This is a genomic window from Algoriphagus alkaliphilus, assembly GCF_900103735.1.
GTDB classification, from domain to species: Bacteria; Bacteroidota; Bacteroidia; order Cytophagales; family Cyclobacteriaceae; genus Algoriphagus; species Algoriphagus alkaliphilus.
Window position 1 is genome coordinate 1 of the sequence record NZ_FMXE01000004.1, and the last position, 23,513, is coordinate 23,513.

Annotated in this window: 21 protein-coding genes and 1 other RNA gene; 11 read left to right on the top strand and 11 right to left on the bottom strand. The window is 43.8% G+C overall.

Going from position 1 to position 23,513, the window contains the following annotated elements:
• Nucleotides 1-744: 744 nt before the first annotated feature.
• Nucleotides 745-1,785, bottom strand: coding sequence for an NHL repeat-containing protein (locus tag BLQ81_RS02565; protein WP_092728591.1), 1,041 nt, complete (start codon nt 1,783-1,785; stop codon nt 745-747).
• 150 nt (nt 1,786-1,935) lie between these two features.
• Between BLQ81_RS02565 and BLQ81_RS02570 the strand changes: the two genes are divergently transcribed.
• Nucleotides 1,936-2,763 (top strand): sugar phosphate isomerase/epimerase family protein, encoded by an 828-nt coding sequence (locus BLQ81_RS02570; protein ID WP_092728399.1) that lies wholly within the window; start codon nt 1,936-1,938, stop codon nt 2,761-2,763.
• Nucleotides 2,764-2,899: 136 nt separating this feature from the next.
• Nucleotides 2,900-3,493 (top strand): DUF2911 domain-containing protein, encoded by a 594-nt coding sequence (locus BLQ81_RS02575; RefSeq protein WP_092728400.1) that lies wholly within the window; start codon nt 2,900-2,902, stop codon nt 3,491-3,493.
• A gap of 243 nt (nt 3,494-3,736) precedes the next feature.
• On the opposite strand, the gene BLQ81_RS02580 is transcribed toward BLQ81_RS02575, so the two are convergent.
• Entirely contained in the window at nt 3,737-5,401 is a 1,665-nt protein-coding gene (locus BLQ81_RS02580) for a M28 family metallopeptidase (protein ID WP_092728401.1), read from the bottom strand.
• Between the two features lie 138 nt (nt 5,402-5,539).
• Here BLQ81_RS02580 and ffs point away from each other — a divergent pair.
• The 5 genes from ffs to BLQ81_RS02605 all read left to right on the top strand — a co-directional run bounded on the left by ffs (nt 5,540) and on the right by BLQ81_RS02605 (nt 8,768).
• An RNA gene (ffs, locus tag BLQ81_RS02585) (signal recognition particle sRNA small type) lies at nt 5,540-5,626 on the top strand.
• A gap of 138 nt (nt 5,627-5,764) precedes the next feature.
• Complete coding sequence (gene fsa, locus BLQ81_RS02590) at nt 5,765-6,424, top strand: fructose-6-phosphate aldolase (protein ID WP_092728402.1); 660 nt, start codon at nt 5,765-5,767, stop codon at nt 6,422-6,424.
• 54 nt (nt 6,425-6,478) lie between these two features.
• A complete protein-coding gene (locus tag BLQ81_RS02595) occupies nt 6,479-6,682 on the top strand; it encodes a fructose-6-phosphate aldolase (protein ID WP_092728403.1) in 204 nt (67 codons plus the stop codon).
• A 3-nt stretch (nt 6,683-6,685) separates the two neighbouring features.
• Nucleotides 6,686-7,396, top strand: a complete 711-nt coding sequence (locus BLQ81_RS02600) for a cell division ATP-binding protein FtsE (RefSeq protein WP_092728404.1) — start codon at nt 6,686-6,688, stop codon at nt 7,394-7,396.
• Between the two features lie 151 nt (nt 7,397-7,547).
• Nucleotides 7,548-8,768, top strand: a complete 1,221-nt coding sequence (locus BLQ81_RS02605) for a S8 family serine peptidase (RefSeq protein WP_245693144.1) — start codon at nt 7,548-7,550, stop codon at nt 8,766-8,768.
• A 336-nt stretch (nt 8,769-9,104) separates the two neighbouring features.
• On the opposite strand, the gene BLQ81_RS02615 is transcribed toward BLQ81_RS02605, so the two are convergent.
• From BLQ81_RS02615 to BLQ81_RS02630, 4 genes are all read right to left on the bottom strand, one after another.
• Nucleotides 9,105-10,493 (bottom strand): purple acid phosphatase family protein, encoded by a 1,389-nt coding sequence (locus BLQ81_RS02615; protein WP_092728406.1) that lies wholly within the window; start codon nt 10,491-10,493, stop codon nt 9,105-9,107.
• Nucleotides 10,494-10,774: 281 nt separating this feature from the next.
• Nucleotides 10,775-11,482 (bottom strand): tetratricopeptide repeat protein, encoded by a 708-nt coding sequence (locus BLQ81_RS02620; RefSeq protein ID WP_092728407.1) that lies wholly within the window; start codon nt 11,480-11,482, stop codon nt 10,775-10,777.
• A 6-nt stretch (nt 11,483-11,488) separates the two neighbouring features.
• Nucleotides 11,489-12,934: a CCA tRNA nucleotidyltransferase gene (locus tag BLQ81_RS02625; protein ID WP_092728408.1), complete on the bottom strand. Its 1,446-nt coding sequence runs from the start codon at nt 12,932-12,934 to the stop codon at nt 11,489-11,491.
• The gene (locus BLQ81_RS02630; protein WP_092728409.1) at nt 12,931-13,404 is read right to left on the bottom strand and encodes a hypothetical protein; all 474 of its coding nucleotides are present in this window, start codon (nt 13,402-13,404) and stop codon (nt 12,931-12,933) included. The genes BLQ81_RS02625 and BLQ81_RS02630 overlap by 4 nt, the downstream gene beginning before the upstream one ends.
• Nucleotides 13,405-13,984: 580 nt before the next feature.
• Here BLQ81_RS02630 and BLQ81_RS02640 point away from each other — a divergent pair.
• The 3 genes from BLQ81_RS02640 (at nt 13,985) to BLQ81_RS02650 (ending at nt 18,165) form a co-directional block, all read left to right on the top strand.
• Nucleotides 13,985-16,945 carry a DNA polymerase III subunit alpha gene (locus tag BLQ81_RS02640; protein ID WP_092728411.1) on the top strand — a complete coding sequence of 987 codons (2,961 nt, stop codon included), beginning with the start codon at nt 13,985-13,987 and terminating at the stop codon, nt 16,943-16,945.
• Between the two features lie 297 nt (nt 16,946-17,242).
• A complete protein-coding gene (locus BLQ81_RS02645) occupies nt 17,243-17,704 on the top strand; it encodes an antitoxin Xre/MbcA/ParS toxin-binding domain-containing protein (RefSeq protein WP_092728412.1) in 462 nt (153 codons plus the stop codon).
• Nucleotides 17,705-17,709: 5 nt separating this feature from the next.
• The gene (locus tag BLQ81_RS02650) at nt 17,710-18,165 is read left to right on the top strand and encodes an RES family NAD+ phosphorylase (RefSeq protein WP_092728413.1); all 456 of its coding nucleotides are present in this window, start codon (nt 17,710-17,712) and stop codon (nt 18,163-18,165) included.
• Nucleotides 18,166-18,362: 197 nt separating this feature from the next.
• On the opposite strand, the gene BLQ81_RS02655 is transcribed toward BLQ81_RS02650, so the two are convergent.
• From BLQ81_RS02655 to BLQ81_RS02675, 5 genes are all read right to left on the bottom strand, one after another.
• On the bottom strand, nt 18,363-19,034 hold the full coding sequence (locus tag BLQ81_RS02655) for a 3-keto-disaccharide hydrolase (protein ID WP_092728414.1): 672 nt from the start codon (nt 19,032-19,034) through the stop codon (nt 18,363-18,365).
• 53 nt (nt 19,035-19,087) lie between these two features.
• Nucleotides 19,088-19,333: a hypothetical protein gene (locus BLQ81_RS02660; protein ID WP_092728415.1), complete on the bottom strand. Its 246-nt coding sequence runs from the start codon at nt 19,331-19,333 to the stop codon at nt 19,088-19,090.
• Nucleotides 19,334-19,707: 374 nt separating this feature from the next.
• On the bottom strand, nt 19,708-20,640 hold the full coding sequence (locus BLQ81_RS02665; protein WP_139183551.1) for a hypothetical protein: 933 nt from the start codon (nt 20,638-20,640) through the stop codon (nt 19,708-19,710).
• A gap of 241 nt (nt 20,641-20,881) precedes the next feature.
• Complete coding sequence (locus BLQ81_RS02670) at nt 20,882-21,277, bottom strand: group III truncated hemoglobin (protein ID WP_092728417.1); 396 nt, start codon at nt 21,275-21,277, stop codon at nt 20,882-20,884.
• 1 nt (nt 21,278) lies between these two features.
• Nucleotides 21,279-22,520 carry an alkaline phosphatase family protein gene (locus BLQ81_RS02675; RefSeq protein ID WP_092728418.1) on the bottom strand — a complete coding sequence of 414 codons (1,242 nt, stop codon included), beginning with the start codon at nt 22,518-22,520 and terminating at the stop codon, nt 21,279-21,281.
• A gap of 225 nt (nt 22,521-22,745) precedes the next feature.
• Here BLQ81_RS02675 and BLQ81_RS02685 point away from each other — a divergent pair, with 225 nt between their 5' ends.
• On the top strand, nt 22,746-23,426 hold the full coding sequence (locus tag BLQ81_RS02685) for an OmpA family protein (RefSeq protein WP_092728420.1): 681 nt from the start codon (nt 22,746-22,748) through the stop codon (nt 23,424-23,426).
• Nucleotides 23,427-23,513 lie beyond the last annotated feature (87 nt).

The window sequence follows — 23,513 nt, forward strand, 5'->3', positions numbered from 1 at the left end:
TACGTTCCAGATAGGTTTTGACCACCTATGGAATCCGCCCCCTTTCAGTATTTCGGTATTCGCCTTACAGGTTCTCTGCTCGTACTTTCCCTTAGCACTGCTGAAAGAGTTCCCTTGTTCCGTTGAAAAGCCTGTAACGGGTTCCTGCCTCCTTTACACCGCATACTGTCCGGCCGGTAACAGCTTACTTCTGCCGAACTTTATTCCTGAGGACTCATATACCCCCTCAGTTTCAGTATGAGCTATGAATATATCGATGTTTTACTATGGAGGTTCACTTTCGTTCAGCTCCCCGTTACCCACCTGACAGATGACCTCTGCTTTTTCTTTATCGCTCAATACGAATGCCTTTCGGTCAAACGCACCATAAAGTGGTTTGTGAAGTCTGGATGACAGCTTTCACGATGGGCCTTCCACCATCTTTTCAACAGCATGCGTTGGACTTATTCCTCCGCTTCAAGGCAAACTTATGATTATACGCAATGATGCCAGTTTGCTAAAATTGAAATTGCAAAAAGCGGATAATCGTCGACAGACGACCGTCCACAGTCCACAGCTCGTCTCATCGGACTTCTATCCTTATTTCCTATGGCTACTGGTAAGAAAGCGGATATACAGATTTGGTTATTTTAAATAATCAATTCTCAAACTCATCCCGATAACTATCGGGACAATTTTCAAGGATTCCTGGAATCCGAGCCATACTTGAGAATTGTAAATTGATCATTGTCCATTGATCATTTTTTAAACTCTGGTGAGCCTAACAGGATACGTTTTCCCTGCATTCCACTGACAGACGTAGATATTTTCATCCTGATCAATACACACATCGTGGCAATGCTTGAACACCGGCTCTTTTTGCACCATCAGTTGAAGTTCCCCATTTCGGTATTCAGGGGCTGTTCCACCCGGATTGGAGACTACTTTGTTGTCTTTGTCCAAAATCGTCACAAAGCCGGAATTGTCCGTCTGCTCCAGGTATCTCAATCTCGACCAACATACCCCTGCATAGAGATTCTCACCATGGATCACCGGACGGCAAACGAATGCCCCGGGAAGAAAAATCGTCTCCAGATATTCTCCATCCATGGTAAACCGCTTGAAGGAATTGTGTCCTCGAGAGGTGCAGAGCAAAGTTGGAGCTTTCCTCCCACGCTGATCGATTGCTATGCCATGCGCTGTGCTAAACTGTGCATCGCCTTTCCCACTTCCCCCAAATTTGCGAATGAAATTCCCGTTTTTATCGTACTGAAGGAAATATTGAGAACCATATCCATCTGCGATGTAGAGGTCTCCATTTGGCCCAACAGCTGTTTCTGTTGGAACCCAAGGCATTTTTTCAGTATAAATCCCGGAAGTCAGAGGAGACGGGATTTCAGTGACGACTTTTCCATCGAGCGTAGTTTTCACCACTTTCCCACCATTATCCACTACCCAGAGATACTCCGAGTCGCCTTCATCTACCAAAGAAAGCCCGTGAGCCCGATCCAGGTTGAGTGTCCAAGTCGCCAAAAGTTTCCCCGATTGATCATAGATGATGATGTTGTTTTTCACCTCATCCGTCACCATAATCATTCGGCCTTTTCGGTCCATGACCATTTCGTGGCAGTTGACCACAGGCACTTTTGCAGGATCGAGATTGCCCCAAGTGGGATCAATTTTATATTTGAAATCACCGTGTCCGAGAATGGTTTCCCGAGCGGCGAAAAGTGAAACATTAGGGTTGATGCTCATAGCTAATCCTAAAAAGGAGGTATTTTGGATGAATTTTCTTCGTGAGTTCATGGGCAAATTGATTAGCATAAGGTAATCTTTTCTGGAAAGATTGAAAAATTGGAAGCGCATAAATTCAACATGTCCGAAGCCCTGATTAGAAAAATTTTGCATTTGGCATATGGAAATGCCTAAATTGGATCAACTCAAAATCAACCTACTATGAAGACCAAACACCTGTTGATAGGACTTTTGCTCATAAGCCCAATGGGCCTAAGCGCTCAGGAAATTGCGCTGCAACTCTACTCCCTCAGAAACGAAATGAAAGTCGATCCGGTCAAATACCATCAAATGATCGCCGAATGGGGAATCTCTGCCCTCGAAGGTGGAGGAGGATACGGAATGTCGGATGCAGAGTACCAAAAACTCCTAGCTGATAATAACCTGAAAATCGTCGGAGTAGGTGCGGATTATAATCGATTAAAGACAGATCCTGCAGGTATCATCGCTGATGCCAAAAAGTACGGCGCAAAATACGCAACCTGCTATTGGATTCCTCACGCAGAAGGCCCAATCTCTATGGAGGAGATGAAAGCAGCCACGGATCTTTTCAATCAGACCGGAGAAATGCTGGCAAAAGAAGGTATTACACTGACTTATCATCCGCATGGCTACGAGTTTTCCAACTCGGGGAGTGTAACTCCAATGGATTATATGCTGAAAAATGCAAATCACTTTAAATTTAACATGGATGTCTTTTGGGTAAAAATGGGCGGAGGAGATCCTTTGGACATCATGAAGGCTCATCCGGGTAAATTTCCTCAACTCCACCTCAAAGACCGAAAGATAGGGACTCCGGGTTCGCCTGACGGACGAGGGGACGTAGAAGCAAATGTTGTCTTGGGCACAGGCGACATCGATATTGCAGGCTTGATACAGGAAGCCAAAAAACAGGGAACTAAGTATCTGGTGATTGAGGATGAGAGTTCGAGATCTGTTGCCCAAATTCCACAAAGCGTGGCATTTATAAGAAGCGAGTTGAAAAAGTGATTTTGCTAAACAACGTAATTTAGCTAAACTCAGCGTAACGAGCCCTTTCAGAGAATTATCCTGAAAGGGTTTTTATTTGAACATTCAACCTGTTTTTTGATTAGCTTTAAATCTAAATCCAAATACAAAAAAACTTATGAAAAATTCAAAACACCTTTTACTAGCTTTAGCCCTATTTATTTCTTCTACATTTGCAGCTTTTGCGCAGCTACAAACCCCTGCTGCCAGCCCTGCTGCCTTCGTTTCCCAAGTTGTTGGCTTTACCAAAATCAGCATTGATTACTCATCGCCTGCCGTGAAAGGCAGAAAAATCTTCGGTGAAATCGAAAAATACGGTGTGACCTGGAGAGCAGGAGCAAATGCTCAAACGATTATCGAATTCAGTACTCCTGTAAGTGTGGGTGGCAAAAACCTTCGTGCTGGAAAGTATTCCATCTTCATGACACCAGCTGCTTCGGGTGAGTGGACTGTACATTTGAACAGCAAAGCTGCATCTGTATTTGCCTACATGAAAGAAGGTGCAATCGACGAGGAAGCTGTGGCAGCTGATAACGCGGTATCCTTCAAAGTAGCTCCTTCTGCCGGAAATACCGAGCGACTACAGTATCACATCTCTGCCGAAAACAACAAAGTAGCGAAAGTGACTATGGCATGGGAAAAAGTTGTGATCTCATTCATGGTTGACACGCAAGTGGATCAGAAAATGGAAGGCTTTAAGTCTGCTTTTTAATCAATTAAAATTAGTCTAAAGGCTAGTCCCTACTCAAACAAAACACAAAGCCCATGGAGAAATCCATGGGCTTTTTTGGTGCTTCTTTTTCTGTATATCCGTTTTCTTTCCGATAGCCTAAGAAAATAAGGTAGGAAGTTCGATAAAACGTGCCTTGCATCGTGGACAGTCTATTGTCGAGGATAATCCGCCGTATCCAAGATCATATTTGACCTACAGGCAGAATTTCAGCTAATCCTAGAATCATTTATCTGTTGATTGAGTCGGACTCGATTTCATATACCTATCCCTAACAGACTTAAATTCTGAGCTTGCCTTCCATTGAGGCCAATTGCCTGAATTGGCTAAGCTTTTTCCCACATTATAAAGGAGCTGCACATCATCCACCGCTCCGGCAAGATTCCATCGAGAGGCATCGTATTCATCAGAGGGTTTATGGTAATAATTAGCTGTGTAGTCGTCCTGGAGCTGCTTCCCAAACACTTTTCCCTTTTCGGCATGGTCAATACCTGTCCCGAAGTAAAGGGCAGGAATTCCAATTTTTGCAAAATTGAAGTGATCAGACCGATAGTAGTACCCTGCAACAGGATTAGGTTCCGGAGCACTATATCGCCCCAGTTTTTCGAGTTCCACATTGAGTAAATCCTCCATTTCAGATTGTCCCGCACCAATGATGGATACGTCCTTCATTTTTCCGTATGGGTTGATTCCATCCATATTAATGTTTGCAACGGTTTTTTCTTTGGGGAAAATCGGATTTTGGGCATAGTAAGCAGAACCCCAAAGCCCTTGTTCTTCGGCTGTCACTGCAAGAAATACCACCGTTCGGTTCGGTTGAGCGTCAGATTTAAAGGCTTTAGCCAATGCCAATAATGCAGCTGTACCGGATGCATTATCCAGGGCACCGTTGTAGATACTGTCCCCAGTCTCATCTGGTTTGCCAATCCCCAAATGATCCCAATGCGCTGAATAAATGATCACTTCCTCGGGATTGGTTTTTCCAGTTACCTTAGCCACGAGATTTTGAGAAACATTATACTTGGCCTCCACCCGGATTGAAGCACTAGCAGCCACTCCCAAGGACAATGCTTGAAAGTCAGCTTTTCGGGCTTTGGCAAGCAATTCGGAATCTTTCATTCCTGCCAATTCAAATAATTTATTTGCCGAAGGCAAAGTAATCCAGCCCTCAAAACCCAATTTATAAGGCTCCTTTCCACGGTCATCCAAGTAAAGCTTAGAGGAATTCCAGCTATTTTGGATCACGTTAAATCCATATCCAGCCGGAATTGTATTGTGGACGATCAGGCAACCCAAAGCTCCTTGCCTCGCCGCTTCCTCATATTTATAGGTCCAGCGCCCGTAATAGGTCATGGTGTTTCCCTTGAAAAGCGAGACATCCTCTGTCCCGAAGCCTGGATCGTTGACTAGGAGGACGACGATTTTTCCTTTGACGTCAATATTTTTATAATCGTTCCATCCGTACTCAGGTGCGACTATCCCAAAGCCTGCAAATATCAACTCGGCATCTTTGACCTCCACCACTGAATCTGTTCGTTGGGTCCAAATAACGAAATCCTTTAATCCATCGAGGATTAGATTCCCTTTTGAAGATTTCATTTCCATGGATTGGGAAGGCTGACTGGATATGGAAACCATGGGAACATTCTGAAAGAAGGAATCACCATTTCCAGGTTCAAGACCTAATTTCTTGAATTCTGATTCTAAAAAAGCGGTGGTTATTTTTTCTCCTTCGGTAAATGGCATCCTGCCCATAAATTTGTCGGAAGAGAGCGTGATTAGATTTGGCTCCAAATCTGAAACCTGAAATTGGTAAGTTGGACTTTTTGGAGCTTGGCAAGCCGAAAGCCAGAAAGCAGTCAGAAAACCTATAAGATGCGATTTTTTCATGTTCTAAATTGAAATTGGAGGGTAGACAAATGGGTATTCTTGCCTAAGTTAAAACATTTAGCAGTTGATTTCCTGAGGTATAGGTTGAATTTAGAAATGACTTGTTGCTTGGAGTGAATTTTGCCTTAACTTTGTGACCTAGCGGCACGACCAGCTCCTGCTGAATCCCCCAGGTCCGGAAGGAAGCAAGGGTAAGCAGTTGTAGCGGTGCGATGCCGCTTCTTTTTTGCCTTAAATTTTCCAAATTGGCTACTTTTAAGAATTCCTAATCCTGATTTAAATCCTAACTTTGTTCGTTAGCCTATTGTAAATCAAAAATCCGCTTGGGTATTTTACTCAAGCATTCAACAAAAACCTATTCCTATGAAATTCTTTATTGATACAGCCAATTTGGACGAAATCCGCGAAGCCTATGATCTTGGCGTTTTGGATGGTGTGACTACTAATCCCTCACTTATGGCCAAAGAAGGCATCAGCGGTGAAGCCAACGTTAGAGCTCACTACAAGGCGATCTGTGATATAGTGGACGACAAAGTCTCCGCTGAAGTAATCGCTACAGACTACGCAGGCATGATCAGCGAAGGAAAAGAACTGGCGAAAATCGATGACAAAATAGTAGTGAAGATCCCGATGATCAAAGACGGGATCAAAGCGATCAAATACTTCCACAGCGAGGGAATCCGCACCAATTGTACCCTGGTTTTTTCCGCAGGTCAAGCTATCCTTGCCGCCAAAGCTGGGGCTTCTTACCTCTCTCCTTTTATCGGAAGACTGGACGATATTTCTTACGACGGCCTGGAGCTGATCGGTCAGATCGTTCATATCTACCAGAATTACGGATTCGAAACAGAAATTCTTGCTGCATCTGTCCGTCACAGCATGCACCTCATCAAATGCGCCGAGCTTGGTGCTGACGTGGTGACATGTCCACTAAAAGTAATCACCGGATTGCTCAAGCATCCACTTACAGACTCGGGTCTTGCACAGTTTCTGGCTGATCATGCTAAAGCGGCCGGAAAATAAAACACCAAAGAGGCTGTTTCTACAAGGATGCAGCCTCTTTTTCAATCCCAACGTATGTATATCATTAAAGTAAAAGGAAAAGCTAAGATTCCGGATTACATTCAGATCCGAGACGAAAACTTTGTTTTGGTCGCTTATTTCCGGGCAGACAGGCCGCTTAAAAACATTGAAAAGTTTGGTTTGGAAGGAAAAGAAACACAACTGGAAGAAGTGATTAAAAATTTAGCCTTCGGAAAACTTCAAAAACTAGATCTCTAAATAATGGATTTCAGCACCAAACCAGTGCTTCAGGTCATTCAGGCCACAATTTTCCAAGGAGAAACGCCTGTATTGTCCGATGTCAACTTTTCTGTCGAACAGCATGAATTTGTATTCCTTATCGGTCGGACAGGAAGTGGTAAAAGCTCCCTTCTCAAAACACTCTACGCAGATCTAAAACTTCAATCTGGTCTTGCCGAAATTGTAGGCTATTCACTCACCAAAATTAAAAATAGTGAAGTCCCTTTTCTCCGCCGCAAAATCGGGATTATTTTTCAGGACTTTCAGCTTTTTAGTGACCGCACAGTCTGGGAGAATCTCTTGTTCGTTCTAAAAGCCACAGGCTGGACTGATCCAGTTAAAATCAAAGAACGAATCAGTGAGGTATTGATACAGGTAGGCTTGACGGACTCATTGCAAAAAATGCCCCATCAGCTGTCAGGCGGGGAGCAGCAGCGGGTGGTGATTGCAAGGGCACTACTCAACAAACCATCTATTTTATTGGCTGATGAACCTACAGGAAATCTTGACCCTGACGTGGCCGATGGGATTTTTAAACTTTTTCAGGATATCAACAAAAAAGGAACAGCCATTCTTATGGCAACACATAATCATGAGTTGTTGCGTAAATTTCCTTATCGGGTTTTGAAATGTGAAAAAGGAAGATTACTGGACAGTCAGCTGCATGATGTATCCTTTGGATCTTCTTTTTGACAGATTAAAAACTAAAAAAACAATTGACACTAGCCTATCGGCAAGAACGGTTGACCCCTAAATTTTGATTTTTTTCTAGGATATATGACGTGATTTAGGAATATTAAGAATGCAAATGACTTAATATCAACCACTATCAAAACCTTATCCTATGAAAAAGCTGTTTTACTCGACCACTTTCCGGGGAATTGCACTCGCAATTTCCATGGGAGTAGCATTAGTAGCTTGTCAATCCGAACAAGATTTATCGCTACCTGATTCACAGGAATTGGAAATCATCAAGTATCAAAATGGTGATATCATTCCGGGAAAATACATCGTAACGCTGAATCCCACCGGCCTCAATTTACGGAAAGACATGAGCTATGAGTCTGTCCAGTCGTCCATGAGAAAATCAGGAACTACGATTTTAGCTAAGTACCGAATCGCTGATGCCAATATCGAGCATGTCTACGGCAGTACAATTGAGGGTTTTTCTGTAAGCTTAACGGATGAACAATATCAATTGCTTGTAAAAGATCCTTCTGTAAAATATATCGAACCTGACCGGATTATTTCCATTGCCCAAGGAAAAGGTAAGCCCGGAGGTGGAGGCGGAGGTAGCACCGGACAAACTACTCCATGGGGAATCACAAGAGTGGGCGGAGCGGCAAACTACACTGGTTCAGGCAAAGCTTATATAGTAGATACCGGAATTGACTTGGATCATCCGGACTTGAATGTATCAAATGAAGGTTTCAATGCCTTTACTTCTGGCCGAGATGCCGGTTCACTCGATGATGGCAATGGCCATGGAACGCATGTAGCGGGTGCCGTAGCCGCCATCAACAATACTGAAGGCGTCGTGGGTGTAGCAGCCGGGGCTCTTGTCGTCCCTGTAAAAGTTCTTGATTCAAGAGGTTCCGGATCTTATTCAGGTGTCATTGCCGGTGTTAATTATGTTGGTGCAAATGGCGGCACAGGAGATGTTGCAAATATGAGTTTAGGCGGTCCTGTTTCACAAGCTTTGGATGATGCGGTCTTAGCCGCTTCCTCCAAAGTGAAATTTGCAATTGCGGCAGGAAATAGCTCAGCTAATGCAGCCAATTATTCTCCTGCACGGGTAAATGGGACAAATATTTACACCGTCTCATCAATGGCACAAGGGGATAAATGGTCTTCATTTTCAAACTTTGGAAATCCTCCGATAGATTATTGCGCTCCAGGCTCTTCGATTCTTTCAACATGGAAAGGAGGAGGATACAATACCATCAGTGGCACCTCAATGGCGGCACCCCATGTTGCCGGAATTTTATTACTGGGCACGGTTAAATCAGGCGGAACAGTTTCCGGTGATCCAGATGGAAATCCTGACACAATCGCGGTCAGGTAACACTGCAATCCCATTATAATTAAAGGCGACCCTAACAGTCGCCTTTAATTATTTCAGGTTAAGAAAATGTTAAACCTGTCTAAAATTATTTTTCTTTTTCAATGCTAAGCTTACTTTGGGATGATGGAAGCGATCGCCTCTTTTTTAATCCTCTTTATTATCTATTTCCTCGGCATTCTCGCAATAGTTCAATTAGCTATTAGGCCGATGAAGCGAATGGTTGATAATGGCGATGGAACCAATAAACAATGGGAGACCAATCACTTGAAAATTTTGGCTTTAAGCTTTTTGCTTTCACTCATCACGACTACTATTGCCTATCTGATTTTTCCCTGATCAGTCCTTGTAGGGGATCGTGTTCGTGTGAGTCTTTTCAGGAACTGCATTTACTCTGAGCTCGATAAATTGATTGAGATCATTCTCCCCTTTTACCAGTTCAAAGGCATCATACAATTCTCCCACAGCAGTGAAGGATTCAAATTTCAGGCGATTCCCTTCCACCGTTATCACCTGAAAAAGCTGGGTGTTTTCGGCAGTTCGGTCACGCTGACCTCCCTTTTCGGTCCAGTCATCTCCGATATCGTACATTTTTCCTCCTGAAACAGAAACGACATAAACCGTCCCTGTCAAGTCTTTCATATTCAATCCATTCATTACATTCTCTCCAGGTGCCACTCTGCCGCGGGCATAGGCGTGATCGTGGCCCTGCAGCGCAATGTCAACTTTGTATTTGTCAAATATCGGCTTCCAGAGATTTCTTAATGCCTCATTGTCTCTTCCGTTGGAGGCTGAAAAAAGTGGATGGTGATAACTCACAATTGTCCAGCTTTTTGGGTTTTTGGACAGAATCTCTTCGAGCCAGGTGGCCTGAAGCTCATGGTCCCGGTTGGAGTCCAGAAAGATAAATCGGACATCCTGATAATCCATGTAGTAAGCGGTCTCTTCCAGCCCCTTGGGCCCATTGAGTGGCAAGGTGAATTGTGGCTTCCACTGAACCGAAAGGCTTCTCACTTTTTGATCTATCTCTTCCTGATTTTTTGCACGGTATTCATGATTGCCGGGAACAGGCATAGACGGAACCATACTGTGAATGAAACCTCCTGCTGTAAACCATTCGTGCCATTCCTGCTCGCGATGCGCAGTATTGATCAGGTCTCCGGCGTGAATGATGAATTTCGAATCGGGGGCCTTTCTGAATCCCTCCCGAATCAGGCGAGCCCAAAGTTCCAGCACATAATTCTGCGCATCTCCCACATACAGAAAAGAAAATTTATCTCCCGGGTTAGCAGAAGCCGTCTTAAACTGAAACCACTCACTCCAACGCTCTCCATCTCCAACCCGATAAGCATAAGTAGTATCAGGTAACAAATCCCTGAATTCAACCGAATGATAATTGGCAATCACTTCTGCAGTTTGGATCGAATTGGCATCCAAAACTTCGGTTTTGGCAGTCAGCGTTTTTCCGTTTCTCCAAAACTTCGGAGCCGCAGTGGCAACTGCGATTTCTGCATAACCTGCTTTAATCTCCGTATTTGTTCGCCAGGTCACATTGACTTCAGTGGTAGGATTCTGCCCAAAGTTCAGAACTATTCGATCGGGATATTCAGAAGGCTTTGACCAATCAAAATGAAATTTGGGTTCTTTGTAAATCCTTGCCTCCTGAGCAAAAAGCTGAAAGGAGGAAATCAGAAAAAGCGACAGGCAGATTAGTGTTCGTGATTGCATGGAGATTATTGAAATCAGTTAAAATTTTTTGAAAATTTAAAAACAACCCAATCTATTCAATTTCTACTTTTTGCCTATCCCGATCAAAAAAAATAACAATTCCATCATTGGCAATTGACTTTTAAAAAGTTCAAAAAAAAACCGGCGAATGGCCGGCTTTTAAATTTCAAATTAGATTACTAAATCTTTATATCTGATTTCAATACAGCAACAAACAAACTGTATTGAAGTTCATCTTTGCTTTCTTTGGACAGTTGACCGTCGGCTGATGACAATTAAAATCAATTCGTCTTCATAAGATTATCTTTAGCCTGAACGAAATTCGCATCCAATGCGATTGCTTCATTAAAGGCTGTTTTAGCTTCAACTTTTGAATTTTGATCCAAATAAATCAATCCTTTCAAATTGAGCGCAGCAGCTTTCATACTGACTTCCTGTGTTTCGGTCTGAGATTTTGGAAATCCGATTTTCTCATCCGCTTTAGAGTTTTTCACCAACATATTCACAGAATTCATCGCTTCCTCATATCGCTTAAGATTGTATTGGAGAAATGCCGATTTATAAAGGCTGAAATTATCTCCTGTCAACAAATAAAGGCTTTCGAAATGTGGCAAGGCACGGTCCAAAGCTCCCAATTGCTCTAAGGAGTAGGCGGCAATTTCCAAAGCAACGACATTTTTGCTGTTGCCCTGAAGCAAATCCAAGGATACCAGAGCGGCAGAGGCAAATTGACTGTTGTCAAAATAAATATTGCCCAAAGCCTCCATGTAGCGGGGATTCTCCGGGTTACGGATCATGAGATCGTATAATTTGGTTTTTGCCATTTCCAGATCACTATACCGAATTGCCGCTTGATAGGCCGTTTGGTCTGCTGCGTTAAGTGCGGCTTTGATTTTTGGATCCAGTTTTGGAATAGAATCAGTTGCTGTTTGGGCAGCAAGATTTCCGGCACAAATGGCCAGGAGCAGCAGTAGGAATGTGCGCTTCATTGTCAATCAGTTGTTTTTTTTGGTGATGTGATGTGTATCCTTAGGAGCAATGCCTTTGCTACGGGCAATGTCCAACATTAGTTTTCGTGCGGATTCAGGATTGTTTTGAATTTTGCCCTCCAATATAGCTTCTTTTATTTCTTCCTTGATTTCACCGATGATTTTTGAAGGTGAAAGCCCAAAAGTTTTCATGATTTCTTCACCGCTGACCGGAGGCTGAAAGTTCCGAACTTGATCTTTTTCTTCCACTTCCTTCATTTTTTCCTCCACCTTGTCGAAGTTTTCAAGGTAGCGCTTGACTTTTTTGTTGTTTTTGGAAGTGATATCTGCGCGACAGAGGGTCATTAAGTCCTCGATATCATCGCCCGCATCAAAAAGCAATCTTCGCATGGCCGAATCAGTCACTTCGTCTTTGACCAAAGCAATAGGCCTCAAATGGAGCCGAACGAGCTTTTGTACATACTTCATCCGATCATCCATCGGAAGCTTCAAGCGGCGAAAGATATTCGGAGTCATTCGGGCTCCCCGATCTTCATGTCCATGAAAGGTCCAGCCTACTTTGGGATTGAAACGCTTGGTCGCAGGCTTGGCAATGTCATGCATAATCGCAGCCCAGCGAAGCCAGAGATTATCGGTCATGAGACACACATTATCCAATACTTGGAGCGTGTGGTAGAAATTATCTTTATGCGACTTGTCATCGACCGAATCCACTCCCTGCAGTTCGACCATTTCAGGAAAAAACTCATGCAAAAGCTTCGAGGCAAACAGAAGCTTAAATCCATAGGAAGGCTTTGGGGTAGCAACGATTTTATTTAATTCATCAATTATTCGCTCTGCGGAAATAATCTGAAGCCTTGCCGCGTTTTCGGAAATGGCAAAAAAAGTATCCGCATCTATATCGAAGTTCAGTTGGGCTGCAAATCGCACTGCACGCATCATCCGCAAAGGATCATCTGAAAAGGTGATTCCCGGCTCAAGTGGGGTTTTAATGATTTTTCGCTTCATATCACCCAAACCGTCAAAAGGATCAATCAAATCGCCATAATCTTCCCGATTAAGTGAAATCGCCAATGCATTGATCGTGAAATCCCTACGCTCCAAGTCCTCCTGCAAAGTTCCGTCTTCCACGATTGGCTTTCTGGATTCCAGCCGGTAGGACTCTTTTCTAGCTCCCACAAACTCTATCTCCCAGTCATCGAGTTTGAGCATCGCCGTACCGAAATTTTTGAAAACCGAAAGCGGGACATGCTGATCAAATGATTTGGCAACCTCCTGGGCCAGTTTGATCCCGCTTCCCACGCAGGTAAAATCGATATCCTTGCTTGGACGGCCTAATACAAGGTCACGGACATAGCCGCCGACGACGTAGGATTTAATGCCTAGCGTAGCACTTGCTTTCGCAACTTTTTTGAATATTTCGAGCTCGTCTAGCTTGGCTTTTAAATTCATCCAACAATAATTTTTACATCACCTTCCGGACCCAGAAACATTTCTTTAGTACTTGGACCCAGAAGCGGGAAATAAAGTTCGGTTTGCGAATCAGCCTCATTTTTCTCATGATCAATCTTTGCCAAAACCGGCTGCGAGATCTGAAAAAGCAATTTGTTCCAATTAGGCTCCCGGATCAATGAAAAACGGATGTTACCATCTTGGATAGGTGCGCTTCTAATCACCCGGCTGACCGGACTATGGTAGATCGTCGGCTTGGAGGAGAAATCCACTATGTCCAGCGAAACCTCTGCAAATGGCTCACACACAGTACGGATCTGAAAGGTATCAAACAAGAGGAACGTCCAGTCATAGCCCATTTCAGGTTTCCAATTCTCCGTTTTCAGGAGTGTGAGATTCTTTCCGTTTCCTTCACGGATGGTGACCTGCCCTTTTTCACGGAAGGTTTTGACGATAGCTTGCTGATCCAAAATTTTATATTTTGACGTAAAAATAATCAGATTATCCGGCCTGAGTTGCTAAAATCTAAAACACAGGATAATCAACCGCATTTTTGGTGGATTTTTTCGCTTGTGTGTGATGGGTTAATCAAAACGTCCTCCTCCCTTCCCCGACATTTTCCTCCAAAAATCAGTGAAGCCCTTGACATGGTTTCAATTCTTTTGTCTAATTTATAAACATAAAAATGTTAATATAATTAACATTTTTGCCCAGCCCAACTTTTCCAAAGTTTGAAACTTTGGAAAAGTTGGGCTCCTCGGGATTTGTAATCCCGAGGTCTGATTCCTGGACTTCCAATCCAAATTCAATCGTTAGCTGCTTTTCCCGAGCGACCCGATATGTCCAGCCCCGATGGATATATCGGAGGAGAAGCAGGACAACAAAAACAAAATAACTATTAACTGCGGCAGTGGAGACACTGCCTTGGGCGACCCTCAAGCATTAACTGCTGGAACTATCTCGCTTCCGCAGGAAACCTATTTCGCAACGCATATTTCACGAAGCGTATTTCCGCTCTTCGTATTTCGTACTTCATATTTCTTACTTCCAATGTTTCTCAATTGCCATTCTCACTTCAGCTTCAAATACGGGACGATGTCTGTGGAAGCGCTGATCGCTGAGGCGAAAGGTAAAAAACTCGATGCCCTCGCCCTCACCGACATCAACTGCACGGCAGGGATTTTTCCCTTTATCCGTGCTGCGCAAAAATCCGGAATCCATCCCGTGATCGGCATCGACTTCCGCAATGGAATCCAACAGCAATACATCGGCTTGGCCCGGAATCAGGAAGGACTCTATGAACTCAACCGGCATCTCTCCGATCATCTCGTCTACAAAAGGGAGTTCACCTCCAAAGCTCCTGCATTTGAAAACAGCTTCGTCATTTATCCTTTACCGGAGAAGTTGATTCCCCTGCGGGAAAATGAATTCATCGGCGTGCATCCCGGACAGCTCAACCGCTTGATTTCCTCTCCCTGGTTTCGAAAAAAGGAAAAGCTCGTTCTACTCCAACCTGCGACTTTTTCGTCCAAAGTCCAGTTTAGCGCGCATCGCCTTTTGCGGAGCATCGATCTAAACACACTCCTGAGCAAGCTCCCTAAAGAAGCGCAAGGTGACGCCACCGATCAATTCTACACCTATGCCGACTTGGTCTCCCGCTGCGAAAGCCACAGCTACCTGCTCGTCAACGCCCAAAAGCTCCTCGAACAGTGCCAGTTTTCGTTCTACTTTCAGGCTGTCAAAAACCGACGCGATATCTTGGGTTCGGACTGGGAAGACTTCGACTTTCTCCGACAGGAGGCATTCAAAGGCGCACTGCGACGCTATCCCGCCCTACAGCCGGAAGTCAGCACACGCATCGAAAAAGAGCTCGAACTCATCCAGCAAAAGGGCTTCGTGTCCTACTTTCTGATCAATTACGACATCATCACCTTTGCACAGCACCGCAACTTCTACCATGTCGGTCGGGGTTCCGGTGCCAACAGCATCGTGGCCTATTGTCTCGGAATCACCGATGTGGATCCGATCGAGCTGGACTTGTACTTCGAGCGATTTATCAATCTCTATCGGGAAAATCCCCCTGACTTTGACATCGACTTCAGCTGGACGGATCGGGATGAGGTCACCGATTACATTTTCCAAAAGTACAATCGGGGCAAGGTCGAACATGTTGCGCTTTTGGGTTCCTACAGCACCTTTCAGTACAACTCCGTCTTTCGGGAACTGGGAAAGGTCTTCGGCTTGCCCAAGTCAGACATCGAATCACTGATCCATTTTGCGAATAAGGAAGGCTACGAGCCCGATCAATTCGGGAAGCTGATCATTAAATACAGTCAGGTGATGCACGACATGCCTTCGCATCTGACGATACACGCCTGCGGGATCTTGATTTCGCACAAACCCATCCATTATTATACTGCCACGGACATGCCGCCAAAGGGCTTCCCTCTCGCCCATATCGACATGCACATCGCTGAGGATATAGGCTTGCATAAGTTTGACATTCTCAGTCAGCGGGGACTTGGACACATCAAGTCCGCCATCGAGACGATCTATCAGAATCAGGGTGTAAAAGTGGATATCCGCGAAGTCGATAAGTTTAAAAAAGACCCGAAAATCAAGAAAATGCTGCGAACGGGTCACACGATCGGTGCCTTCTACGTGGAATCTCCGGCGATGCGGATGCTACTGTCCAAGATGAAAGCGGATGAATACCTGGAGCTCGTGGCGGCCAGCTCCATCATCCGACCCGGAGTCGCCCGATCCGGAATGATGCGGGAGTACATCCTGCGTCATGTGGATGAAGAGCGAAGGAAAATGGCTCATCCTGTCCTCGCCGACGTCATGCCCGAGACCTATGGGATCATGGTCTATCAGGAAGATGTGATCAAAGTCGCCCATTACTTTGCTGGTCTCAGTCTGGGCGAAGCCGATGTCCTGCGAAGAGGAATGAGCGGAAAATCCCGCTCCAAGGATGAGTTTCAGCGGATCAGGGAGAAGTTTTTCAGCAACTGCAAGGAAATGGGTCGGGAGGACAAAGTCGCCGCCGAGGTCTGGTATCAGATCGAGAGCTTTGCGGGGTATTCCTTTGCCAAAGGCCACTCGGCTTCCTTTGCTGTAGAAAGCTACCAAAGCCTTTACCTCAAGGCCCATTTCCCGCTGGAATTCATGGTGGGCGTGGTGAATAACTTCGGGGGATTTTACCACACCGAGTTCTACATTCATGAGCTTCGGATGAACGGTGCGGACATTCAGGCTCCACACATCAACGAAAGTGATTACCTGACTCGCATCACAGGAAAGACCGTGTACTTGGGCCTGATCCACATAAAATTTTTGGAAAAAGCGACTGTAGAAAAGCTTCTCGTAGAGCGTCTGGAAAATGGACCCTTTCTGGGTTTGGCAGGCTTTGTGGCGCGGGTTGCGATCAGTCTGGAGCAATTGCTGATCCTGATCCGCATTACTTGCTTTCGCTTTACGGGAAAAGCCAAGCAGGAATTACTCTGGGAAGCGCATTTTATCCTCAACAAGCGGAAAGCTATTCCTGCCATGAATGAGCTTTTCCGCTCAGGAGGACTTTCTTTTGGCAATCGTCAACCAGAAATCCCGGTCTTGGAAGCGGTGGATATTCGGCAAGAAATTCTCGATCAGATCGATATCCTGGAGTTTCCGCTGGACTCCCCTTTTCACCTGGTCAAAGATCAACGTACCCAAGGCATCAAAGCACGGGATTTGGAAAGTCACTTGGGGAAAACGGTGATGATCCTCGGCTATCTAGTGACAGTCAAATACACCCGGACCGTCAAGGGCGAGGTAATGAACTTTGGGACTTTTCTGGATCGGGAAGGTGACTGGATCGACACAGTGCATTTCCCTCCTGTGGTAAAAAAACATCCCTTCAAGGGCCGGGCGATCTACCGGATCGAGGGAAAAGTGACAGAGGAGTTTGGCTTCTATTCGATCGAAGTGAATCTTCTGGAGCGAATGGCGTATTGGAATGCGGCCGATTAAGATTGTTTGCCACAAAGACTGAAAGACACCAAAAAGAGTTATTGAGAAATAGTTAATAAGTTATTGGCTATTAAGCTATAGAAAAAGGCCTTGCAAAGCAGCAAAAAGAAGTCTTGGATATTAAATTTTGCCTTTCATTTGATATCTGTGTCATCTGTGAGAAACTTCTCAAGACACTTTCCCTCCAAGGAAACTAATTCTGACCCCACGAAAGAGGCATAATAAAAAAATCGAGGAAAAATTATTCAAATTAGGACAAATTACGTTATCTTAGAAGACAAATTACTGAGTTCAACCATGGCAAAGAAATCATCTAAAGTCAGCGAGCCTGCAGTAGCTGTCTACCAAAAAGCTCATTTGTCTGTTCAAGATATTCTTAGAGTGGATTTTGATTGGCTGGATGAGCCGCTCAATCGGGTTGATACTTTTCGCAATGGCCTCGAAAAAAGCTCATTCGAGAGCTTCAAGGAGCTTTCTGGCCTGGATTACAATACCCTTGCCGATGCCTTGGGAGTTTCTGCCAAAACCTTGCAGCGCAAGGATATTTTTGATACAGGTCAGTCTGAGCGGCTCTACGAGTTGGCTGAGCTATATGCGATTGGAGTCAATTACTTTGGACGCGAGGGTTTCCGTAGATGGATGGAGCGTCCGCTTTTCTCACTCGGCAATCGGATCCCCCTGGATCTGATCGATGTCTCGGCAGGTCTTGACCTCCTCAAGGCAGAGATCATGCGATTACAGCACGGGATTGCTATTTGACAGACATGAAAGTCTACCGACTGGCGCTAACCCAATACTGCGACGCAAGCGGTGAAGGAGCCAAAATCTACGGAGGCAGGTGGAATCTTCCGGGTACTCCGGCAGTCTATGCCGGATCAAGTGTCTCAGCTTCCTTACTCGAGCGTTTGACAATTGATCCCGAACTACTGTCTGCTGATCGCTATATTCGCTATGCTGTCATGGAAATCAACATTCCAGACCAACTCATTTTTATGCCCAAAACTGATGAGTTACCCTTGGGATGGAATCAAATCCCGGCAGTCAGAGCATCAATGGAATATGGCACCTACTTGTTGAAATCAGGCCTTCTTTGCTTTGCTGTACCTTCGGTGGTGGATCAGAGTTCCCAGAATTATGTAATCAACCCACTTTCCGGCAATTTCAATTCGCTTGAATTTAAAAGCTATCCTCTTGAACTTGACAGGAGGATTTTGAGATGACTTTATTGATGCATTTTGCCGATTTCCTGCTCGGGGTTAAATGCAGGGTGACTGTAATGTTTTTTCAAAAAATCCAATTCAAACCCTCAGAATTAGGATCTCCAAAAAATGACCTAAACCCTCAAATGGGTTTTAGTCACAGCCCTAAGAAAAAATAGTATGAGACTATAAACTCCAATAAGCTATCAATCCTATTTTTATTTCAAGGATGTCAAAATCAATCCTTTAAATTCCACCTCTGCCCCTTCGGCCTGAAGTGCAATTTGACCTTTCTGAGCAGTGGCACCAAATCCGTCATTGACTAGATCTCCGTTAACCCACACGGTAATTCTATCGCCCTCACATTTGATTTTCATCCGATTCCATTCTCCAAGTGGTTTTTCGGAACCATCCGTCAAATTGATGATCCGCCGCTCCTTGCCTTCTGTTACTCCCCAGTTTTCCCTCGGGCCCCTTCTTTCCTCCATATCCTCCACTTGGATATTTTCTTGAATACACCAAAAATCTCCTGCGTTGCTGTGCATCATTTGCACCTCTATGGATTTTGGAAACATCCCGTACAAAGCTCTGGGTGTGGAGGCATGGACTAAAACCCCGCAATTGCCCGGATCTCCAACAAATCGATATTCAAATTCCAGAATGTAGTCTACATAGCTTTTATCCGAAATCAAATGGCCTCCCGGAGTCCCCAAGCTGACCAATAATCCATCCCTCACAATAAATGGTTTTCTTAAGCTGCTGTCTTTTTGAAGATCAGGCACATCCATGTACCAACCTGAAAGGCTTTTTCCGTCAAAAAGTGAAACTTGTGAAAAAGAGACGCCTTGAAGGCAGGTAAGCAGAACGAGTATTGAAAGTAGATTTTTCATTGGGCTATTTGTCCATACAATCTACCCAAAAGTTCTTTGATGCCAAATGGTAATCAGGCAATGTCTTTATCCTTAAAAGAACGAATCACATCCAGGGGAGAATCAATCTGCTGATTATCTTCATCGTCCAGCAAAACTCCAAGTCTGCATTCCAATTCGAAAAGGATTCCCTCAACATAAAATTTGTCCACCGGGATTTCGGAATAAAATCGCATTTGCTTTCTGGATCCGGTGATGGGAATGCCAAACTCCCTGAAAACTGCAATCATTATCCTGGATTTTTCTATTTGGTTTTGCATAACGACTAAAAAGGTTTGATGTCAGAATTTATTTGGTTACTTACAGTTAAAATTGTCGAACAGGAAAAATCAAAAAATAAAGTTCAAAAATCAGAAATCATCAGGAGTCTACTCCTTTTCTACACGGTTGAGCCACAAAAGTTAAGTTGCACATAAAAAATCCCCTTATCTTTTTTGAATTGACCATTCAAAAGATTTAGGAAATTTACCGTGCAAACCGTTTCAAATCACCCAAAGTCGATCAAGCTGCCTGCTTTTTATAATTGAAATTCAAAAAAAGCGACTTGCAATCCAATCTTGAATTGCAGTGTATGCAAACTAACTTAACTGTGGCTCCAGAATTAGTAAAATCTGCAAAAATGACAATTCAGTTCTTATCTACCTTGAACTGCACCGTCGCTACCTCTACATGCGGTCAGTATTTGATCCCGAAAAAGTCTGTCGTTTTTTAATACATCAAAAAACCCCTTCAGAAAGGTTTTTGTCATCTTCATATCTGTATCCGACATATAGTGCTGTTGGCGTTCGACAGTACTCCAGAATTGAGACTCCTTTGCCAAAAACTCCTGTCTGATCGCCTGAACAAAGGCCTCATCTCTACAAAATCCCCGGTACAGGCGGTCCGTCACTGACTTGATGTTTAACTGAGGACTAACTTGAGCATATGGGGGACTAACCAGTCCACACATGTCAAAATCGTAAGCTAAAGGAATGATCGTTTTTTCATCCAACTGAAGTACTTTTTGGTTGTGGAGAAAAAGTGTTGAAAAATCCGTATTGCCAATCATGAATTGAAAAAAGTCCTGTCTGACAGTTGCAGAATCTTGCATGACTGTAGGGAGAATTTTTCTTCCTACTACAATTTTTCCACCAAATCGGGCAGCTACCTCATCATCGTCCTGAATCAAAAAGCCCAAAAGAGAAGTCTCTCCTCCTTTCTTATCATCAAGGTTAGTGAAATTGACTTGAACCAATCGAGTATCAAAATAGTACTGGGTGATGTCTTCCAAAAGCTGATAAGCCAAATACTCCTTCCCAATATAGGAATCAGCACCTTTTCCTTTTTGGCAGGGAAGGACCAACTTCAAACTTTTATTATTTTCAAAAACAGTCCCGTTGATTTTCTTATTCTTGAATTTGATTCTGATAGGGGGATAAAGGCAATTGGCAAGACGAAAATTACCACGGGTTCGCATTTCTAAAGGAATGGTGTCCCACTGTCCCGGGCTCGACTCCAGCATAAGAAATGAATCCATGTAGGTGGAGTCATTGGTATTTTTCCTCAATTCTTTAATCGAGAATGACATCTTGATTGGCAGGGGTTCTTGGCTTGAAAACAGAGGACTGGTTTGAAACCCAAAACTTATTGAGACTGCTGAAAAAAGGAGAATAAAGTGAATAAAAAGAGTTTTTTTCATCGTATGGTGTGGAAAATACACTTTTAAATTACGATTTATTTTAATCCATAAAATCATTTCGAAAGATTAAAAATGTATTTCGAATTATTTTGTTCAAAAACCTACTCCTACTATCCGTAGGAATTGGCTATTACTTCGATCTCGCTTCCCAAATCCGAATAAACAGCATATGAGCCATCCGACGGGCGTGTTCTTTGGCATAATCTGCCGTATCACCTTCAAAATACGCATCAATAGTTGAAAACCACAGTTCCAGCCAATTGCCAAAATGAGCCTGTTCTATACTATGATCTACAGATTTGTCAACTTCACGATGAACTTTGACGGGATTGAATTTCCCAGCTCCCGGCCCGGTCTGGAGCAAAATCATTTCCCAAAAATCCGAAAGGTGAACCAAATGGATCTCCCAATCCTGGACTACGCTATTGAAAATTGGTCCGAGCGAAGGATGAAGCCTGACGCGATCATAAAATCTTCGCACCAGAAAATCAACCTCCATTCGACTTTGGATTGCTGATCTTTTCATTTCAATCACGTAATACTGGAGCTAATACTTCCTTTTTGCCATCTATTCCAGCCGGAATTTCCAATCCTAAAAGCTGACAAAGAAGTGGGTAAATATGGATATTCTGAAAAGGCTTAATTTGATGTCCAACTTTAATTCTTGGCCCCTTAGCATAAAAAATTCCCCACATTTCTTGGTTTTTGGGACTAAAACCATGCTCCCCGTAGACATCTGTTTTCAGCATCGCGGACCGATTTTGATAGCGGAGCATTCCTCTGTTGTCAACAAGGTAATAGCCAAACTCCGGTATAATCATCAAGTCTCCGATCCGCTGGGGAAAACGGGAGATGTCCGTGTAATTTTCATTTTTGGACAGATCATCAACGCTGAAATTTGATCCACGGGACTTGAGTAATTCAATCACTTTTATTTTTTCAGAAGGATCCTCCAAATACAGATGAGCCAAGGCACCATTATTCACTATTCGGGCATTTATCCCTTCGGTCAATTGATCCAAATTAATCAGCTTGTCTTTAGGCACATCCGCCATTCCGTGATCGGATACCAAAATTACAGTAATCGGTAAATCAAAGCTTTTCAGACCTTCAAAAAGCACCCCCAATTCCCGATCAAGTTTATCAAGTCTTTCCTTTAATTTTTCATCATTAGAAGGTCCGTATGCATGACCAACATCGTCCATGTCTGAAAAATAGAGTGTAATCATACTTGGCCGTTCATTATCCGGTAACAGCATCCATGAGAAAACCTGTGAAATCCGGGTAAGATTTGGCACATTCCCGTCATAGTCAAAGTATTCACTTGGCCGGATTCCTTTCACAGGTGCCTCCGAACCCACAAAAAAGTAACTCACTGCTTTGATGCCGTTTTCTTCAGCCAATACCCAAATCGGCGTACCTCCATACCAATATCCATCTTGTACTATGTTCCGATTTCCCATGTTATAAACCTGATCTTTGAAAGGCTCATAAAAAGAATTGTCCACCAATCCGTGATTTTCGGGAAGCATTCCCGTAGCAATGGTGTAGTGATTGGGGAAAGTCTTGCTGGGAAAAGAAGGAATCAAGCCTTCTGCTGCTGCTCCCTCAGAAATGAACTTAAGTAGGTTTTCCGGCTGAAATCGCTCCACGTAGTCGTATCGGAATCCATCCAGTGAAATCATAATTACAATGGGTTCTTTCTGTTGAGCAAAAATATTGAAAAGGACACCCGCATAACCTACGGCAAAAAGAAGAAATCGGCGCATGATGCTTTTTTCTTCAAAATTACCCGAATCACCTTTGCAAACCAATCCATTCAAGGAATTGCTTTCAAACTGGGGAATGTTCCCGAAATCGGGGCTTTATTCCCCAGTTTTTAATCTTAAATCAAGCCTCATTCATTCAATTCATGATGGTACAGCAATTGAACTGGAAGCCAATGCCCAATCGCTGCAATTACAAACACACAGGGAGGGGTTAAATCACAAACTATGAAAACGAACAATAAAATCTTGGGTCTATTCCTGATCTCCATTCTGGCGGTAGCTTCTATCGGTTGTAAGACAAGCAATGCACTGAAAGGCGGTGCAATCGGTGGGGCTGCAGGAGGAGTGCTAGGCGGGTTAATTTCCAAAAACAATACGGCAACGGGTATAATCGTAGGCGCAGCGATCGGCGGGTCAGCCGGGGCCATTATCGGAAGACAGATGGATAAGCAAGCCGAAGAACTGGAGAGAGAATTGGAGAAAGCTGAAGTGGAACGGGTTGGCGAAGGAATCAAAGTGACCTTCGATTCAGGATTGTTGTTTGATATCAACAAAGCATCGCTTAATCCTTCTTCCAGAGCCAATTTGGACAGCCTTGCCAAAACATTGAACAAATACCCAGACACCAATATCATTATTGATGGTCATACCGATGATACCGGAACTGAAAAACACAACTTGAAACTCTCCTTGGAGCGCGCTACTTCTGTGGAAACATACTTGAAAAACAAAGGAGTAAGTGGTACAAGAATTACAACCCATGGATTTGGGGAGGCAATGCCCAAATCTGACAATACTACCGTAGCCGGAAGAAGTGAAAACCGTAGAGTAGAAATCGGAATTGTTGCAAATGAAAAAATGCAGGAAGAGGCAAAGAAAGCTGAAGGCGGATCAACTCAGCCATAAGCTGGACTTCAAAAACAAAACTTCTTTTATTTTTAAAGTGGGGAATTCTGGTCTAATATGATGCAGGATTCCCCATTTTTTTTTGCT

Bases quoted from the DNA above. Each gene is read 5' to 3' on its own strand.
- BLQ81_RS02565 (WP_092728591.1), bottom strand. From the start codon at position 1,785: ATGAACTCACGAAGAAAATTCATCCAAAATACCTCCTTTTTAGGATTA.
- BLQ81_RS02570 (WP_092728399.1), top strand. From the start codon at position 1,936: ATGAAGACCAAACACCTGTTGATAGGACTTTTGCTCATAAGCCCAATG.
- BLQ81_RS02575 (WP_092728400.1), top strand. From the start codon at position 2,900: ATGAAAAATTCAAAACACCTTTTACTAGCTTTAGCCCTATTTATTTCT.
- BLQ81_RS02580 (WP_092728401.1), bottom strand. From the start codon at position 5,401: ATGAAAAAATCGCATCTTATAGGTTTTCTGACTGCTTTCTGGCTTTCG.
- fsa (WP_092728402.1), top strand. From the start codon at position 5,765: ATGAAATTCTTTATTGATACAGCCAATTTGGACGAAATCCGCGAAGCC.
- BLQ81_RS02595 (WP_092728403.1), top strand. From the start codon at position 6,479: ATGTATATCATTAAAGTAAAAGGAAAAGCTAAGATTCCGGATTACATT.
- BLQ81_RS02600 (WP_092728404.1), top strand. From the start codon at position 6,686: ATGGATTTCAGCACCAAACCAGTGCTTCAGGTCATTCAGGCCACAATT.
- BLQ81_RS02605 (WP_245693144.1), top strand. From the start codon at position 7,548: ATGAAAAAGCTGTTTTACTCGACCACTTTCCGGGGAATTGCACTCGCA.
- BLQ81_RS02615 (WP_092728406.1), bottom strand. From the start codon at position 10,493: ATGCAATCACGAACACTAATCTGCCTGTCGCTTTTTCTGATTTCCTCC.
- BLQ81_RS02620 (WP_092728407.1), bottom strand. From the start codon at position 11,482: ATGAAGCGCACATTCCTACTGCTGCTCCTGGCCATTTGTGCCGGAAAT.
- BLQ81_RS02625 (WP_092728408.1), bottom strand. From the start codon at position 12,934: ATGAATTTAAAAGCCAAGCTAGACGAGCTCGAAATATTCAAAAAAGTT.
- BLQ81_RS02640 (WP_092728411.1), top strand. From the start codon at position 13,985: ATGTTTCTCAATTGCCATTCTCACTTCAGCTTCAAATACGGGACGATG.
- BLQ81_RS02645 (WP_092728412.1), top strand. From the start codon at position 17,243: ATGGCAAAGAAATCATCTAAAGTCAGCGAGCCTGCAGTAGCTGTCTAC.
- BLQ81_RS02650 (WP_092728413.1), top strand. From the start codon at position 17,710: ATGAAAGTCTACCGACTGGCGCTAACCCAATACTGCGACGCAAGCGGT.
- BLQ81_RS02655 (WP_092728414.1), bottom strand. From the start codon at position 19,034: ATGAAAAATCTACTTTCAATACTCGTTCTGCTTACCTGCCTTCAAGGC.
- BLQ81_RS02660 (WP_092728415.1), bottom strand. From the start codon at position 19,333: ATGCAAAACCAAATAGAAAAATCCAGGATAATGATTGCAGTTTTCAGG.
- BLQ81_RS02665 (WP_139183551.1), bottom strand. From the start codon at position 20,640: ATGTCATTCTCGATTAAAGAATTGAGGAAAAATACCAATGACTCCACC.
- BLQ81_RS02670 (WP_092728417.1), bottom strand. From the start codon at position 21,277: ATGAAAAGATCAGCAATCCAAAGTCGAATGGAGGTTGATTTTCTGGTG.
- BLQ81_RS02675 (WP_092728418.1), bottom strand. From the start codon at position 22,520: ATGCGCCGATTTCTTCTTTTTGCCGTAGGTTATGCGGGTGTCCTTTTC.
- BLQ81_RS02685 (WP_092728420.1), top strand. From the start codon at position 22,746: ATGAAAACGAACAATAAAATCTTGGGTCTATTCCTGATCTCCATTCTG.